The organism is Algoriphagus aquaeductus (genome assembly GCF_003253485.1).
Lineage (GTDB): Bacteria > Bacteroidota > Bacteroidia > Cytophagales > Cyclobacteriaceae > Algoriphagus > Algoriphagus aquaeductus.
In genome coordinates this window covers 35,899-52,150 of record NZ_QKTX01000023.1, presented here as the reverse complement: position 1 = coordinate 52,150, position 16,252 = coordinate 35,899, and the positions used below count along the sequence as shown (strand labels likewise).

Sequence of the window (16,252 nt, the reverse complement as noted above, 5' to 3'; positions counted from 1 at the left end):
AAGTCTTAAGAAAAACCATGATCCTGACCGAAGAGCAGAAAATGATTCAGGACCTTTTCGGATTTTAATCCGGGTGTCCCAGCGCGGAAGTCAGGGGGGGAGATCTGAGCTAGTGCAACGGTAAGAAGGGATTCTGACATGGTTTTAAAGGTTGGATTTTCAAATTAAGTCAATTCTTTTCATGGGTGAATTGAATTTGGATTTTGGCTACAAAGGCACAAAGACACAAAGTGAAAAAAGTGATTTCTCTTGAAGGGTCTAACGTAAGGGGTGGGGGAGGTTATCAATTAATAGCTGCATTCATGCAGATTTAATGAGCTAAACACCTTTCAAGTTTTTTTGCCTTTTAATAAATCTTCTGCACATCCGCTTTCTTACCAGAAAGTTAAGCGAGCTTAAAAAATTTCTAGAAAAGGTTGAAATCTGGAATGCTTCGGTCACTTGTACTGAGCTTGTCGAAGTATAGGTCTTCCGACACATTAATCGAAGAGTATTTGGCTGGTGGTGCTAATGGGACAATCCTATAAAACTTCATGCCTTCCCGCCTTGGTGGCTAACAAGAATAAAAAAAGCGGTCTCTCAGAAACCGCCCTTTTTGACTAACTAAACCAACTTTTATTTTTTTTCAGACGCTGACCACATCTTCCTCTACATCCACCAATGCCACAGCACCATGAATTGCAGTCTCGTCCAGTTCCGAAATGAGGATTTTTAACTGCTCCAGAACCTTGGGATAGGCGAAAGTTTGGAGAGTTTCAAACATGGATTTTTTGAAAAGGGGATAGGTCTTTCGGATCGAGCCGCCCAGGACTATGGCCTCTGGCGCCAAAGAGTAAAGGATGACTTTGAGGAGTTCGCCCAAGTGGTGGCCGAATTCCTCAAAAGCCCTGATTGCAACCGGATCACCTGCTAAGGCTTGTTTGGCCAGAGTTTTGGGTTTGCTGTGGTAAAAGTTTTGAAAAAACTTCCCACTGCAGTAGTATTCGTAGTTTTGATCCAGGTAGGGAGCGCTGCACCATTCGCCTGCCGCAGAAAGCGCACCGGAATAGAGGTGGCCATTAATGACAATTCCCCCGCCTGTGCCGGTTCCAAGCGTAATTCCCACCAGATTTTTGTAGGGTTTTCCTACACCATACTTATGTACACCGATCGCGAAACAATTTGCATCGTTGTTGATGAATACCGGTTTGCCAAAGCGACGGGTCAAAAATTTCTTAAGCTCCACATGTTGAAAGGAGGGGATGTTGGCCAGTCCGATCACAATCCCTTCCCGGCTGTCTACCAATCCCGGAATTCCGATGCCTATTCCGACAAAATCATAATGGGCATAGGTATTGATGAATGAAGCAATAGTTTCTAAAATAAACTCCTGACTTTCCAGTGCGGGAGTGGCAATACTTCGAATATCTTCCAAATGTCCTTTGATCAGGATCCCGCCTTTGATGCCGGTTCCTCCGATATCCAATCCCAAAATGGCTTTTTCCATTCGCTCAGGTTTATTGTTTGGTTGATCAATTGTTTAAATGAAGAAAGCCGTCAGGATTTCCTGACCGCTTTCTTGGTGGACTGGACACGCTCGGGGAATTACAACATCCCTTCGATGGATTTCTCCAGCTCTCTGGCAGTAGCCAAAAACTCGTCCACATTCATGTCCCTAAAGAAGATGAGCCCATGGCTGGCTCTTACTTTGGCCCGCTCATGGAGGTAGAAGTAGTTTTTGCCGAGCAAAAGCTGAATATCGTTGAGCTGACCTACCCAAGTTCGCTTGGCCACGGTGCTGAATTTGCCGTTGTGCGAATAGCTGGGGAAGGACGCATTGACTTGGCTGAGGTAACAATTGGCAAAAGAATCCTCCATCACCGACATGTCCCCCAGTGAAACCGGCACAATCACATTGGCTTCATGTGGTTCAAACTTAAACCAGACGTTTCTGTAGCCGATGATGCGGAGTTGACTGGTATCATGCTCTTCTCCCCATTTTTTCACCGCAGCTGCTGTAGCCTGGAGTACTTTATAATGAGTGTCAGGCCCCGACCCTTCCGGGTCCAGAGTCAAACTTATCTTAGTTGGCTTAATTTTTCGGAACATTTCCACGATCGGTTCTACATCGCGTGTTTTGTCCGGTTGCTCGGTGAAAATATCACCCGTATAGAAGCCCAGTCTCAAGTGGTGTACATTTTTTACCTGTACCCCAAAGTGAGCCCATACCAATTCTTCCTCAAACTCCCGGATCATTCCCTTCAGTTTTTGGATTTTGGATGGATTTTTTTCTCCGTCATAGGAGTTTCTCAAGATGCTGATGACATCATTGATCGTTTCGCGTAGTTGTGTTTTGTTTTTGATTTCCCAGATGATGACCAATGCACGAACCACCCGGTGAGCGAGTCCACGCTTTCGGGCGTCCGCATTTTCGGAGGCTACATTGGTCAGGTAGTGATAGACGTCCTTATCGGTTTTGAGGCTATAGCCTACCTGGAAAAAATCGTCATAGTTGACCATCTGGATTTTGCCTTCATCCAATAATTTTTTGGTGTGAAGCAAGGTGTCGATCACAAACGTATTGGTAACGGCTGTAAATCCTGAAGTAAGCACAGAGAAGTGGGCCTCATTGCTCGGCTCATGCAGTTGATTGGTGATATGAGGCAATATCCCCAAGGAGATGTCATCGTGGTGTGGACCGGTATGAAGGACCACCTGGTCGGTCTCCTGTTCAAGTCCTTTCGCAAGTTTTCCTTCCACGCTTTTCATCACCTGATTCACCGTGTCTTCCGAAAGCCCGGGAATCAATTTGCAGTACCGATCTGCTTTGAGGTCTTCGATTTTGAGTCGATGGCCGTATTTGTTGAGTTTTTTGCAAAGGTCAATTACAGCCCGTTCGGTCTTTTCAAAGGTCCACTCACCCTGCTGATAGTAGGCGTCCATGGAGTCAGTGAGTTTTACAGCTGCGCCCTTGGTCAGATAAAAACGTCCATTTTGGAGCTTTTGAAGGACCGTGGCCGGATAGACATTGTTCATTGGGGTTTCCAGTGAATCTTTTACAATGCCCGCTTTTGCTTCTCCTGCAGCGATGATGATTCCCACGGCATCTTTGTTGTACACTATCGTATCCAATCCAATCGTGATGACGAGTCGATTTGCGGAGACTTCAATGCCTCCCAAGTCACCTGCGGCCACTGCTTGGGTTTCAAAGTTGGTCTCAGTCAGTCGGGTGACTGAAAACAGGTGGGAACCTCTCGTATTGAAGGCGATGTGCCCATCAGGACCAATCCCCCCCAGGAAGAAGCCTATGCCTCCTTTGTCTCGGATACGCTGCTCATAGTCTCCACACCATTGATCGATCATGTATATGGATTTCTGCTGGAGTTTTTCCAGTTCGTTGATTGGGTCCCTGAATCGTAGGGAAAGGTCGACTTTCAAATCCGGGAAAATTTCGCTGAAGTGTTTTCCTTCGGCTAAGGGGATTTCGTCCGAATTGATTAGGATGGCATTTTCCTTGGAGAGTCCAAAGCCGTTGATATAGAACTTGTTGACGTAGTCGAAGAAGCTGTTGTGTTGCTTGGAGGAGATCGGATAGAACTCGTCGATCTGCACAAAGGTCAAATCCTTTAAAACCGGCTTTTTGATGGCTCCTAGTCCGTATTTTTCCCGGATCTCTTTTCCTTTTTTGCTCTCCCAGTTTTCGAGTAAATATTGAGTCCACTTGATAAAAAACTCGGGTGTTTTACCGGTTGGCAAACTGATCACTCCCTGGGGATTGGCCGCTACCCATTCCAAAAAGCGGCATGCGGTGAGCAACCCTAATTTTGGAAAGTTGTCCACCATGAGGTAAGGGATCAGAGTGGAGATTTTTTCAACTCCAGATTCAGCCAGGAAAGCTTTTTCAACATCGGAGAGCGGATACTTACTGAGCATACTGTGAGACAGTTTAGGTGTGGTAAGAGGTGAGTTTATTTTTTATTTCAATTCCAGACTATTTTGGATTTCTTGAGCTCGTTTTCAAAATAAACGATCGAATATCCTACACAAGCAGTACTTAATTCCGAATTAATGGACTAATTCTCGAATTTAATAACTCATACAAACTTAAAAAACTTTATTGAATAAAAAACAACTTTTATAAAAAATTTAAAAAAGTATTTCTCAAAGAAGGAAATTATAGAGTTCTGGTGAAGGAAATTTTGATCCTTGCCTGGAATTCTTCGATAACTTTAAAAATCTCCAGCAGCGTCACCTGTTGGACTTTGGTTAAGTTTTTAAGTTGTAGATAGTTTTTGGGTTTTTGTTTCCGGTCGATCATGGCCAAGGCCTGATTTTCCAGTCTTAGACTCATCAGGTATTCAAAGGCATGGGTGAGCTCCTGAACTTCTTTTTCAGTAAATACACCTTTTTCCTTAAGCCGCTCAATTCTTCGGATCGTGCTGGTCTCCAGGATATTGTATTTTAAGGCATAAACCCGGGCCAAATCCACCAATGGGCGCATGGTTTTTTTGAGATTAAGTTGTTTTTCCCCGTCCACATCTTCGGTTCGGATTTTTCTGAAAAAAGTAATCGGAGGCTCGTATTGCAAGGCATTGTGTCCCAGGCTGATAAAAAACCGTTCTGGGGCTTTTTCAACCAGTATTCCCATATACTCCTTGAGTTGATTCAGTAGACCGATATCTCCATAAATCGCCCTGCAGTCAAAAAATGTGGTGTATTTCATGGCAGTTTCCTGAGAGGCCGCAGAGATCCATTCGTCATAGTTCCTCTTCCAGTGAGAGAGTGAATGAGTCCATTTGGGATTCATCGCCATCAAATCCCCTTCGCAAAAATCAATACCGATCCGGTCCAGAGCTGTGGATACCCGGCCGGCAAAGGCCAGAAAATACTCCCGGGTTTTTTCCCGATGTTCGTTGGCTTTGTCTTCATAGATGATCGCATTGTCCTGGTCAGTTTTAAGGGTTAATTCTCCCCGGCCTTCACTGCCCATGACAAAGAAGACAAATTTTGCCGGAGCAGGGCCGATTTCTTTGATCACCCTCTCAATGACTCGCTCCGTAATGGTGTCTGCGACGGTAGTGATCATCTGATTGACAAAATGGGCCTTCATCCCCCGGCTGATCAGTAGGTGAATAAGCTCCGGCATACGAGCCCATTTCTCTGCCAGTTCAGATATATGCCTTGCTTCTTTGACCGATTGGATAAACAAAAAGGGTCCTTGACTCTGTTCGGTCAAAACTTTGGTCCGACTGATCCATCCTTGGTATCCCCGGTGATTTTTGACCAACAGGTACCTTGCTTTCGTCTGAAACATCAGGATCAACGCTTCTACCAGGGTAGCTTCCGGAGATATACTGACCAGTGGTTGTTCTAAAATATGGGAAACGGGCATTTCCGGGGAAAGTCCGGTAGCCAGCACTTTGTCTCTCAGGGTAAGGTCGGTAAGAAATCCTATCAGATCTTCGGCCGAATTTCCGATAAACAGGCAGCTGACCTGTTCCCTTGCCATGAGTTGAGCACTCTTCTGAATGGATGTTTGGGGAGTGACCCAACGGATACTTCTGACCAGGAGATCCCTGACGTGTTTGGTATAAAACTGGTCCGAAACGAATGATCCGCTGGTCTGCATGTTGAAATTTACAAAAGCACTTGGGTTAATTTCACGGAAAAACAAAACCGCCTCAAAATTTTCATCTGAGGCGGTTGTTTGAATTTCAAGGAAGAGATTGTGCTCCGTTTAGTTATGCGGTGACTCCCAGTGCTTTTGCCATGGTGGCGCCGATCTCAGCAGGTGATTCTACGACATGAATGCCGTTTTCTCTCATAATTCTCATTTTGGCTGCTGCGGTGTCGTCTGCCCCACCGATGATGGCTCCGGCATGACCCATTCTACGTCCTGGAGGTGCGGTTTGACCTGCGATGAAGCCTACCACCGGTTTTTTGTTGCCGTTTTCTCGGATCCATTTAGCAGCTTCAGCTTCATAGTTTCCGCCGATTTCACCGATCATGACGATTGCGTCAGTTTCCGGATCATTCATCAGCATTTCCACCGCCTGTTTGGTAGATGTTCCGATGATCGGGTCACCTCCGATACCAATGGCTGTAGATACACCCAAACCTGCTTTCGCTACTTGATCTGCGGCTTCATAGGTGAGGGTTCCTGATTTGGATACAATTCCGATTCTTCCTGTTTTGAATACAAAGCCCGGCATGATGCCAACTTTTGCTTCTCCCGGAGTGATTACACCCGGACAGTTGGGGCCGATCAGGATACAGCCTCTTTCTTTGATATAGGGCTTGGCTCTCATCATATCTGCTACCGGAATCCCCTCGGTGATGGCGATGATTACCTTGATGCCGGCATCTGCTGCCTCCATAATGGCATCTGCGGCGAAAGCAGGCGGTACAAAAATGATGGAAGTGTCTGCACCAGTCTTCTGAACGGCTTCTTCCACAGAATTGAACACGGGTCTTTCCAAATGAGTGGAGCCTCCTTTGCCGGGAGTGACACCTCCCACCACGTTGGTGCCGTACTCGATCATTTGCTGTGCGTGAAACGAACCTTCAGAACCGGTGAATCCCTGGACGATGACCTTAGAATTTTTATTGACTAGTACACTCATGTTGCGCTTGTTAAAGTTTGGCACAAAAATAAAAGAAACCATCCGCTGTCAAAAGAAAAGCTGAACAATCTCCCGGGAATTTGGTGAGCGGAATCTTTTCCTAATTTTAGGCCTATGGTGAAGAAAATCAAACTCCTGCTTTTTGCCCTGTGGGCATGCTGTCTCGTGCAGGTCGAGGTTTCTTCCCAGACATTTAAATACCACCTGCAACCCAAAGGCATTCGACTGCCTGTCCAAAACATTCTTCAAATCGAACAGGACACGCTGGGGCAGATGTGGTTTTCGACCACCAGAGGAGTGGTCTATTCGGATGGTATTCAGACTTTTGATCTTCCGGATACCTTGGTGAGAAGGTTTGTTTACAAGATTGCCATACTCAAAGATGAGGATGGAATCATGTGGCTTTATAATGCCAGTGGGACAGCGGCCATTTTTGAAGGGGTACCTTCGGGGTGGAAGGAAGAGGGATTGGATGAGGATCTCAAAGAGAATTTTTCAAACAGAATCCACTTTCTTACCCTGGGGAAAAAAGACCAAAAGTGTTTTTTCCTCGATGCAGGAGGTTTTTTGGTCTACTGGAAATATGGGGAAAAGGTCAAACACCGGATTAACCGGGATTATTCCCAAACCGGCATTTTACATTCTGTCTTGGATCTTCAGGGCAAGGTTCTGCTTAATTTTCAAAATGGAGCCTATTTACTTCAAGGCGATACACTTATTCCCTATCAATTTAGAGGAGTACCCTTGCCGTCCCCCCCGGTTTTAGTGAAAAAATCACCCTCCGGAACTTACTATTTTTTAGGCAACAGTTATCTCGCCAAGGGCCCGGCAGCGGAGTTTCCGGTGGAAATCGTGGATGAAAATTTCGCTTCTTCTGAGATTGTTACCTCGCCCTATTTTTCCTTGGACTTCTACCAAGACCATGTTTTTTACCACTATAATTCCCATTTCAGGAGATACCATCCCAAAAGTCCTATTCCGATTGAAGGAGATATCACCTATTTGCTAAAGACCAATTACCTGCAAGCCCTGTTTGTAGACCGGGAGGGAATCTTATGGTTGGGGACAGCAAGGGGGCTGGCAAATACCAACAATCAGCTGTTTCAGAATTTCGGGAATGAATCCACCCAATTTCTGGGAGAAGAGATTACCGCAATCCACCATCTGGGAGATGAATCCTATCTTCTTGGGTTCAACAACGGATTGCAGCTTTGGGAGAAAGGTAGCGTGCGAACCGTATACCAAGACTCCAATCCTCCAGGTTCCCCCAATCAGCGGATTATTAATTTTTCAGCAGATTACGATGGAAACGTATGGTTTTCTGCCAATTGGGGAGGAGTAGGGAAGTATGACTCCCGATCTGGGAGGGTTCGCATTTTTGCTCCCCCCAAAGGGATCAATGTCTCTTCAGTACAGGTGGATGGGGATAGCTTGCTGATCACCGGGCCGAAAAATGTTTTTCATACCAGCAGAAGGGCTTTGGAATCGGGGAAATATGGGAAAGACTTGAATGGGGAGATTCTAAAGTTGATCGGTAATGAAAGCGTATATTTCAGAAAAGCGGCAAGGCTGAAAAACGGAAAGATCATGGTGCTGAGGGCAAGCCGGCTGGAAAATCAATATCCCATTAAGGAGACTGGGCGGTATTTCCTTGCAGAAGGGTATGATTTTCTGGAGCAGGAAGAAACAGGGTTTCTCTTGGGAACAGAGTATGGGTTGAAGATATTTAGGGAAGGATATGTAGGCTATTACATCTATTCAGGAAAATCGGTTACTCATCCTGTTTTCACACTTACTAAGGACCAGGAAGGGCAGCTTTGGGCGGGCACGGACAATGGGGTATATGTTTTGGGCAACAATCAGGTCCGGCATTTCAATGAAACCAATGGACTGGTCGGGGATGAAATCAATAGAGGAGCTTTGGTCGCTGTGGCAAACGGCAGAGTACTCATCGGCACACAGAAAGGGCTTTCGATCTATTATCCCGATGAAATGATTTCGGCCCAAGGAGCTCCCAAGGCCTATCTTCGGGCTGTAAGCTTGGGAGGAAATTTGGACTTGACTGCCCAGGGCCTTCGGGTTCCCTTTTCGCAAAACTCCCTTCAAGTCGATTTTTTAGCCTCAGGATTTAATGAATCTAAAGGACTGTGGATTCACTATCGCCTGGTGCAATCAGGTGAAGAAGAATGGCAGGTGATCAAAGATCCGAGAAACAGCCAGTTGTTTTTCAGCAATTTGCCTTTTGGGAAGTATCGGTTTGAGCTGAAAAGTTCCTATGATGGAGTGGATTTTTCCGAAGTGATCAGCACTCCTGAATTTGAAATTTTGGCTCCGTTTTACCTAAGGCCTGCCTTCGTTCTCTTTTCGATCCTTTTTTTGGTGGGAATAGGAGTCTTGGTCAGTCAATTGATACGGCAACTCCAAAAACTTGGGTTGTTGAAATCTGCGGTCGACAACGAAAACAGAAGCAAGCTGCTTGCCGAGAAGCAATTCAAAAATGTGTGGACCAATTCGCAGGATGGAATGATCATGACCCTCAACGGCAAGCAGATCCTCACCGTCAACCCAGCTTTTGCCAAGCTGATGAATAAAGAAATTTCGGAATTGGAAAACTCGTCCGTTTCCTCTCTGTTTACCAATCCGCAGCGGGATGAAAGCTATATTGGAGATCTACTTCGTCAGCTGCTGGGCAATGCCCCCGGTCATGGAATCACCATGGAGGCCACGGTGGATTGGAAATCGGGACCTTTGGATATGGAAATCTACACGGTATTGCTGGAAGAAAATTTCAAAGGTCAAGCCTTGTTGCTCTCGGTATTTAAAGATCTGACTGCTCAGAAGGCGGTTGAAAACCGACTCAAAGAAGCCAAGGAAAAAGCAGAAGAGGCCAATCGCTACAAGACAAGTCTCCTTTCTAATATCAGTCACGAGATTCGGACTCCCCTGAACGGAATCATCGGAGGGACAGAACATATCATCATGAACCGCGCTCAGGATCCCGAACTTTTATCTCAATTGGACATTATCCTGCACAGTGGGGAGCGCCTCTTGGAGACCATCAATTCTCTTTTGGATATGGCCAAACTAGAGGCCAATAAAATGCCTGTTTCCTATTCGGAAACCTGGATTTTTGCATTTCTGACTTTGGTGTTGAGACCTCTGGAAGCCTTGGCAAATAAGAAAAATCTTATTTTGGTCAGGAAGTTTCACGGGGAAGACTTTTTAGCGAAGGTGGATCGACGGTTTGTCGAGATCATTGTCAATAATCTGGTCAGCAATGCGGTCAAGTATTCCGATAAAGGAGAGGTATTGGTACTTGCGATTCGGGAAGGTGATCATTTAGTCCTTGAAGTGTCGGACTCGGGAGTGGGGATGAGCGACGAGTTTCAGGAAAAGATGTTTGATCCATTTGAGCAGGAAAGTCAAGGTCATGACCGTTTGTTTGAAGGAACTGGTTTGGGTTTAAGTATCACCAAAAATTTGGTTCAACTCCTCCAAGGCACCATACAAATTCAAAGTGTGAAAAACCTGGGAACGAAGGTCAGGGTAGAAATTCCTTTGAACGAAGGGTAATTTTTGTATTTTCAACACAAAAAAAAACGTCACCTCTTTTTCCGACCCATGTTTACATTGAGAATCCTCATCGTGGAGGATGATTCCGTTTCTGCTCTTTTACTCCAGCGGGCCCTTGAAAAAAATGCACACCAAATTATCGGTATTGCCGATACCGGTGAAAAGGCCCTGGAGATTTTGGATGAAAACGGTGCCGATATCGTGATGATGGATATCAATCTGGCAGGTGAACTGGACGGAATCAAAACTACCGAGATAATCAATGAAAAATTTGATATTCCGGTAGTCTATCTCAGTGCCTCTTCGGATGCCGATACCTTGAATAAGGTAGTAGGGACCAATCCCAGCGCCTATGTAATCAAACCTTTTAATATCCGGGAGTTGAACATGGTGATTGAGTTGGCCATTTTCAAAGACCGAAAAGAAAAAGAACTGCAGAAGCTAAACAATGAGCTCGAAGAAAAGGTAAAACAGCGAACAGCGGAGCTTTACGAAGCGAATAAGGAGCTGACCAAGGCGCTCGAAAAAGAGCGGGAAATCAATGAGTTGAAGTCCAGAATAGTCCTTAACGTGTCTCACGGATTTAAAACTCCCCTTACTTCTATCCTGAGTTCGGCTCAATTGCTCCAGATCTATGCTGAAAAGGATCATCCGTTCAAGCAGAAGATTTCCAAGCATGCTTTTAAAATTGAGAACTCTGTCCGGGCCTTGAATAACCTGTTGACCAGTGTACTGTTTTTTGGGAAGGCAGATGAAAATAAATTGGAGTTCAAGCCCAAAAAGGTATTTATGGGAGCTTTTGTCAAAGAGCTCCTGGATACGGTCAAAGCCGGGATTGAAAATGAAGTGACCATAAAAGCCGAATTGGGCAACCTCCCCAAGACGATTACGACTGATCCGGAATTGGTGTATCAGGTTTTGGAAAATTTGCTTTCCAACGCGGTGAAATATTCCAAAGAAGGAAAAGAAGTGGACTTTTCGATTTCGATAGAAAATGGAAGGCTTGTGTCCACTATCTCGGATCAGGGAATTGGAATTCCAAAATCAGAGCAGGGGAAACTTTTTGACCGGTTTTTTCGTGCCGGAAATGTCGGAATAGTTGAAGGATCCGGCTTGGGCTTGTCGATTGTCAAAAAATGCCTCGAAGTGCTTCAGGGAGAAATTTCCTTTGAGAGTGAGGCGGGAAAAGGAACGACATTCCGGGTAGGCATACCAGTAAAATAGCATGTTATTACGTACAGAAACCTTACAATTTGCCCACCCTGGGCAGAAAACACTTGTTTTTCCCGATGTGAAATTGGACTCAGGAGATTCCCTGTTGATCCTTGGAAAATCAGGAAGCGGAAAAACCACTCTTCTCAATCTGCTGGCAGGGCTGCTTAAGCCCTCTCAGGGCTCAGTGGTCTTGGGAGACGTGGCAGTTTCATCCCTCACCGGCAAAGAGCTGGATTTATTCAGAGGAAAGCATATTGGGATTGTGTTTCAGAAACCCCATTTGATCGCAGCACTCACTGTGAAGCAAAACCTTGAATTGGTACCTTTTTTCAGCAAAAAGAAGGAAGTGGATATCGCTTTACTCTTAAGTGAGCTGGGAATGGAGTCCAAGGCAAATGCTTCCGTTTTGACGCTTAGCGAAGGTGAAGCGCAGCGGGTGTCAATTGCCAGAGCTTTGGCCAATTCGCCTAAATTGATTCTCGCAGATGAGCCGACCTCCAGTCTGGATGATGTAAATACCGAAAAAGTCATCCAGCTACTGAAGCAACAAGCCTCTAAAATCGGCGCAGCCTTGATCATTGTCACCCATGATCAGCGGGTCAAAGCGCATATTCCCCAATTTATAGAAGTCCAAACCACATGAATCTGTTTAAAATCAGCTGGAAATATCTCACGTTTAGGCCACTATCCTCAGGGCTGAACATCTTTTTGCTGGCTTTGGGATTGGCAATCATTACGGTGCTATTGCTTGTACAGGACCAGTTTGAGAAAAAAATGAACCAAGATGCAGCGGGTATCGACTTGGTGGTGGGTGCTAAAGGCAGTCCGCTTCAGTTGATCCTCTCCTCTGTGTACCAGATCGATTTTCCGACCGGCAATATCAAGATGGACGAGGCTAAGCGGCTTGCCCAAAATCGGTTGGTCAAAAAGGTCATTCCTTTGGCTTTGGGAGACAATGTGCAGGGATTCCGGATAGTGGGTACCAATCACGATTACTTGGAGCTTTATGGGGCGGAGTTTGCCGAAGGGAAAGCTTGGGAAGAACCGTTTGAGGTAGTCATAGGCTCGGAAATAGCCCAAAAGCTTAAAATGAAGTTAGGGGATGAATTTACCGGCAGTCATGGCATCAGCATGGGTAGCCATGATCACGATCAGCACAATTTTGTGGTTTCAGGCATTTTGGCGGCAAGAGGAAATGTAATTGACCGCCTGGTGCTGACCAGCGTCGAGTCGGTATGGTTTACCCATGATGAAGAGGAGGGAAATTCAGACCAAGGTGAGGAGACTCATTCCGAAGAAAGTCACGACGGGGCCATAGAAGAAGACCATCATGCAAAATTCCACCAGCCCGTAGCCAAAACTGGTTTTCCGGAAACGGAAGAAGAGCGTGAGGTAACTTCTCTTTTGCTCCAGTTTCGCAACCCCATGGCGGCCATCCAACTCCCCCGCATGATCAATTCAGGCACTTCCATGCAGGCCGCATCTCCATCGTTTGAGATGTCCCGGTTATTTGAGTTATTGGGTGTTGGGATCAGTGTGCTTCAGGGGCTGGCGGTAGTTTTGATCGTGATAGCGGGATTGGGGATTTTCATCGCCTTGTACAATTCCCTAAAAGAAAGAAAATACGATTTGGCTATCTTAAGAGCTTTGGGAGCCTCTCCTTTTCAGCTGGTGTGGTTGGTTTTCATGGAAAGCTTACTGCTCACTTTTTTAGGCGCTGTATTGGGCATTGGCTTGGGGCATTTGTTTCTGGCCTTAGTGGTCAGCCAAAATGAGCAAAGTGTGGTTTCTGCTATCCAGCCATGGATTTTCCTGTATCAAGAACTTTGGATTGTAGGTTATGCGTTAGCAGTAGGTGTGATCGCCTCTCTTATCCCTGCTTGGACTGCTTATCAAACAAGTATTGCAAAGCAGTTGACAAAGGCTTAATTAGCGACAAAATTTAATTAAATCATGAAAAAGTGGATTGTGCTACCTGCCCTGATGTTCCTGGGGATGGTTTATTCTCAAGGAGCAAATGCCCAAGGGGTGTGGAAAAATCTCTCAGAAGTTTCCTATAAAATCAGTAAAGACAATTTTGGAGAATTATATGTCCCGGTCTTTTCTGATAATATTAAAAAGTTGGAAGGGAAAGTGGTCGAAGCGGATGGCTACATCATTCCATTTGAAGGAATGTTTAAACCTAATCACATCATTCTATCCAGCCTTCCTTTGGCGGAATGTTTTTTTTGTGGTTCGGGTGGACCGGAGACCGTGATGGAAGTCATGCTGACCAATCCCATCAAATACACTTCAAAAAGAGTGAAGGTGAAAGGGAAACTTACCCTCAATGCCAACGACCCCGAAAAACTCATGTACATCCTCAAGGATGCACAGTTGATTGATAATTAATCAAAAAAAGCTCCTCTAGGAGCTTTTTTTGTGAATTAGGAGACAGTTTCCAATTCGAGTTTCCTGAATTTTTCGAGGATTTCCAGGGTCGTTTTGCCTACTTTCCCATTGCCGATCTTTCGGTCATCCAATTGGGTCACGGGAAGCAGAATTTTAGTCGTGCTGGAAATAAAAGCTTCTTCAGCTTCCCAAACTTCTTCCAACGAAATGGGTCGAATGACTGCATTACCGGCCAGATGCAGGAGGTGTTTACGTGTAATTCCCAATAAGATGTGCTGGTCAGGAGTATGGATGACCCCATCTTTCACGATGAAAAAATTGCTTCGGGAGCTTTCACTTACCCAGCCGTTCCAATGGTAGAGCACATCTTCTGCTCCCAGTCTCTTCCAGTTGACACTATGCCATACCGGAAGTGTGTAATTGGTCGTCTTGATGTCTGCGATCGCCCGCACATATTCAAGGGTAAGAAGTTTGACTCCTTGTTGATACTTTTCTTCGGAGGGGAATATCAGGGACTCTGCAAAAATGAACAGTTTTCCTTTGGCCGGAGAGAAGTGATTTTCGGATACCCCTCCACTGAGCACCATTCGGATTCCACCTTCTCGGAGGTCATTTTTTTCAATCAGTCCGGTGATGATGGATTTCAATTCTGCCCTACTGTAGTCAAGCGGGAGGTAGGTTTTCTCAGCCGAAGTAATGAATCGATCTAGGTAATGATCCAAGAAAAGAGGCTGGTAATTAGCAGTTCTGAAAAAATCAAAAATCCCATAGCCTCTGATCAATCCCAGATCTGAAGGATGTATGGTAGCAGATTCAGTTGGGATAAATTTCCCGTCGGCAAAACAGAAAGGTTTCATAGGTTGAATTGAATATCCCCAAAATTAACCAAAGGATTGAAATCTTGTGCCTAACTTTCCATTCCTGTAAAACTTTACTTTAAACAAGAATTAATTGTATCTTTGCATTACTTAAATTCAGTGACATGAAATTTATTCCTTTTTATTTGGTTTTTGGGCTGTTTGTATTTTTGCAATCCTGTGGAAATAAACAAGTTGAAGAAAATAAATTACTCCGGGAAAAGGTGATTTCCATCCATGATGAAGTGATGCCCAAAATGGGTCAGTTGAAATCTTTTGAAAAAGCGGCTCTTCAGAAAGCTTCTGAAATGAACGGTTTGGATGATCCGGATTTAGAAAAAATCGACTCGCTAAAAAATCTTGCAGTCCAATTGAATAAAGCCTACGAAGGGATGTTTATTTGGATGAGGCAGTACAAAAATGAAGACGGTGACCAGACTCCCGAAGAGGTCAAGGTTTACTTGGAGGAGCAAATGATCCTGGTCACCCAAGTAAATGAAGAAATCAAAGAAGCATTGGCCAACGCCAATAGACTTCTTGGAAGCTAAAATCCTTCAGGGGCTTCTTTCAGGTATTTTTCTACCTCAGGCGACGAAATCACGCCTTCTTTCATCCCCCAGATATTATAGAGGTAAGTGGCTATTTGAGCAATTTCAAGCGGTTTTAACTGAGGATTGCCGGGCATGGCTTGGTTGTAGGTTTGTCCGTTGACAACAATCTCACCTTTTTGTCCATGTCTCATGATCCAGACCGTCCGGTGGACACTGGCTTTGAAATAGTCCGCATCTCGTAGGGGAGGGATCAGTTTTCCCAGTCCTTTCCCGTCGTTTTGATGGCAGTTGCCACAGTAATTTTCGTAAAGCTGTTTCCCCGTGACAGCAAACTTCATGACTTCAGGATCTGAAATTTGGGCAAGGGTATTTTCCTCGTTTGAAGGTCTTGGACTGCATGAAATTCCCACGCTCAGTAGCATCAGCCAAAGGAGTCGTTTCATTATTTCAGGATTTTGGGAATATCATTGATCAATCGATCTACCTGGTCGGACTTGGTTCCGTCATAAACTCCCCTGATTCGACCCTGTTGATCAATCAACAGAAAAGCCCCGCTATGCAAAAAGCCTCCCGGTTCCAGCTGATCGGCCATAGCTGTGGTGAGATAGCTGGTCTGTCCGAGTTCAAAGATTTTTTCCTGATCTCCGGTGAGAAAATTCCAAGTTGAAGCGCTTTCAACCCCCAGCTTCTCAGCATAATCTTTCAACACTTCCGGGGTGTCATGCGCCACGTCAATGGAGTGGCTTAGAATTTTGAAATTTGGGTTTTCTTGGTATTTCTCATACACACGAAGCATTTCTTTTTTCATCACCGGACAGATGGTCGGACAGGAAGTGAAAAAAAAGTCCGCCACGTATACTTTACCGGACACATCGGAATTGGTGATGGTATCTCCCAGTTGATTGACCAAGGAAAAGTCAGCAATACGATGGTACACCGTGTCCTGATTGTCGTCCACATAGCGTTCTCCGAGAATAGGAAGGTCAAGTTGGGAAACATCAGGCTTGTTGCCAGGCTTGCACGCAATAGCCAAGAGGATGATCATTACTGGCAGTAGTCGGTT

General features: G+C 45.2%; 13 protein-coding genes. 6 read left to right on the top strand and 7 right to left on the bottom strand.

From position 1 onward, the window contains the following. Positions 1-625: 625 nt before the first annotated feature. The 4 genes from CLV31_RS20520 to sucD all read right to left on the bottom strand — a co-directional run bounded on the left by CLV31_RS20520 (position 626) and on the right by sucD (position 6,602). A complete protein-coding gene (locus CLV31_RS20520) occupies positions 626-1,486 on the bottom strand; it encodes an ROK family protein (RefSeq protein WP_111394960.1) in 861 nt (286 codons plus the stop codon). Between the two features lie 98 nt (positions 1,487-1,584). Further along, positions 1,585-3,912: a PIG-L family deacetylase gene (locus tag CLV31_RS20515; RefSeq protein ID WP_111394959.1), complete on the bottom strand. Its 2,328-nt coding sequence runs from the start codon at positions 3,910-3,912 to the stop codon at positions 1,585-1,587. 241 nt (positions 3,913-4,153) lie between these two features. Further along, complete coding sequence (locus CLV31_RS20510) at positions 4,154-5,608, bottom strand: DUF294 nucleotidyltransferase-like domain-containing protein (protein ID WP_111394958.1); 1,455 nt, start codon at positions 5,606-5,608, stop codon at positions 4,154-4,156. Positions 5,609-5,720: 112 nt separating this feature from the next. Further along, positions 5,721-6,602: a succinate--CoA ligase subunit alpha gene (gene sucD / locus CLV31_RS20505; RefSeq protein WP_111394964.1), complete on the bottom strand. Its 882-nt coding sequence runs from the start codon at positions 6,600-6,602 to the stop codon at positions 5,721-5,723. 114 nt (positions 6,603-6,716) lie between these two features. Here sucD and CLV31_RS20500 point away from each other — a divergent pair, with 114 nt between their 5' ends. The 5 genes from CLV31_RS20500 to CLV31_RS20480 are packed head-to-tail and all read left to right on the top strand — an operon-like array spanning position 6,717 to position 13,781. Then, positions 6,717-10,175: a sensor histidine kinase gene (locus tag CLV31_RS20500; protein ID WP_111394957.1), complete on the top strand. Its 3,459-nt coding sequence runs from the start codon at positions 6,717-6,719 to the stop codon at positions 10,173-10,175. A gap of 48 nt (positions 10,176-10,223) precedes the next feature. Further along, a complete protein-coding gene (locus CLV31_RS20495) occupies positions 10,224-11,399 on the top strand; it encodes a hybrid sensor histidine kinase/response regulator (protein WP_111394956.1) in 1,176 nt (391 codons plus the stop codon). Position 11,400: 1 nt separating this feature from the next. After that, entirely contained in the window at positions 11,401-12,033 is a 633-nt protein-coding gene (locus tag CLV31_RS20490) for an ABC transporter ATP-binding protein (protein ID WP_111394955.1), read from the top strand. Further along, the gene (locus tag CLV31_RS20485) at positions 12,030-13,319 is read left to right on the top strand and encodes an ABC transporter permease (RefSeq protein ID WP_111394954.1); all 1,290 of its coding nucleotides are present in this window, start codon (positions 12,030-12,032) and stop codon (positions 13,317-13,319) included. Before CLV31_RS20490 ends, CLV31_RS20485 begins: the two co-directional genes overlap by 4 nt. Positions 13,320-13,373: 54 nt before the next feature. Then, positions 13,374-13,781, top strand: a complete 408-nt coding sequence (locus CLV31_RS20480; protein ID WP_394335973.1) for a hypothetical protein — start codon at positions 13,374-13,376, stop codon at positions 13,779-13,781. A gap of 35 nt (positions 13,782-13,816) precedes the next feature. On the opposite strand, the gene CLV31_RS20475 is transcribed toward CLV31_RS20480, so the two are convergent. Beyond that, positions 13,817-14,638: an aminotransferase class IV gene (locus CLV31_RS20475; protein WP_111394952.1), complete on the bottom strand. Its 822-nt coding sequence runs from the start codon at positions 14,636-14,638 to the stop codon at positions 13,817-13,819. 125 nt (positions 14,639-14,763) lie between these two features. Here CLV31_RS20475 and CLV31_RS20470 point away from each other — a divergent pair, with 125 nt between their 5' ends. Then, the gene (locus CLV31_RS20470; RefSeq protein ID WP_111394951.1) at positions 14,764-15,186 is read left to right on the top strand and encodes a hypothetical protein; all 423 of its coding nucleotides are present in this window, start codon (positions 14,764-14,766) and stop codon (positions 15,184-15,186) included. On the opposite strand, the gene CLV31_RS20465 is transcribed toward CLV31_RS20470, so the two are convergent. Next, positions 15,183-15,632 carry a c-type cytochrome gene (locus tag CLV31_RS20465; RefSeq protein WP_181452679.1) on the bottom strand — a complete coding sequence of 150 codons (450 nt, stop codon included), beginning with the start codon at positions 15,630-15,632 and terminating at the stop codon, positions 15,183-15,185. The genes CLV31_RS20470 and CLV31_RS20465 overlap by 4 nt on opposite strands. Further along, the gene (locus CLV31_RS20460) at positions 15,632-16,234 is read right to left on the bottom strand and encodes an SCO family protein (protein WP_245943457.1); all 603 of its coding nucleotides are present in this window, start codon (positions 16,232-16,234) and stop codon (positions 15,632-15,634) included. The genes CLV31_RS20465 and CLV31_RS20460 overlap by 1 nt, the downstream gene beginning before the upstream one ends. Between the last annotated feature and the right edge of the window lie 18 nt (positions 16,235-16,252).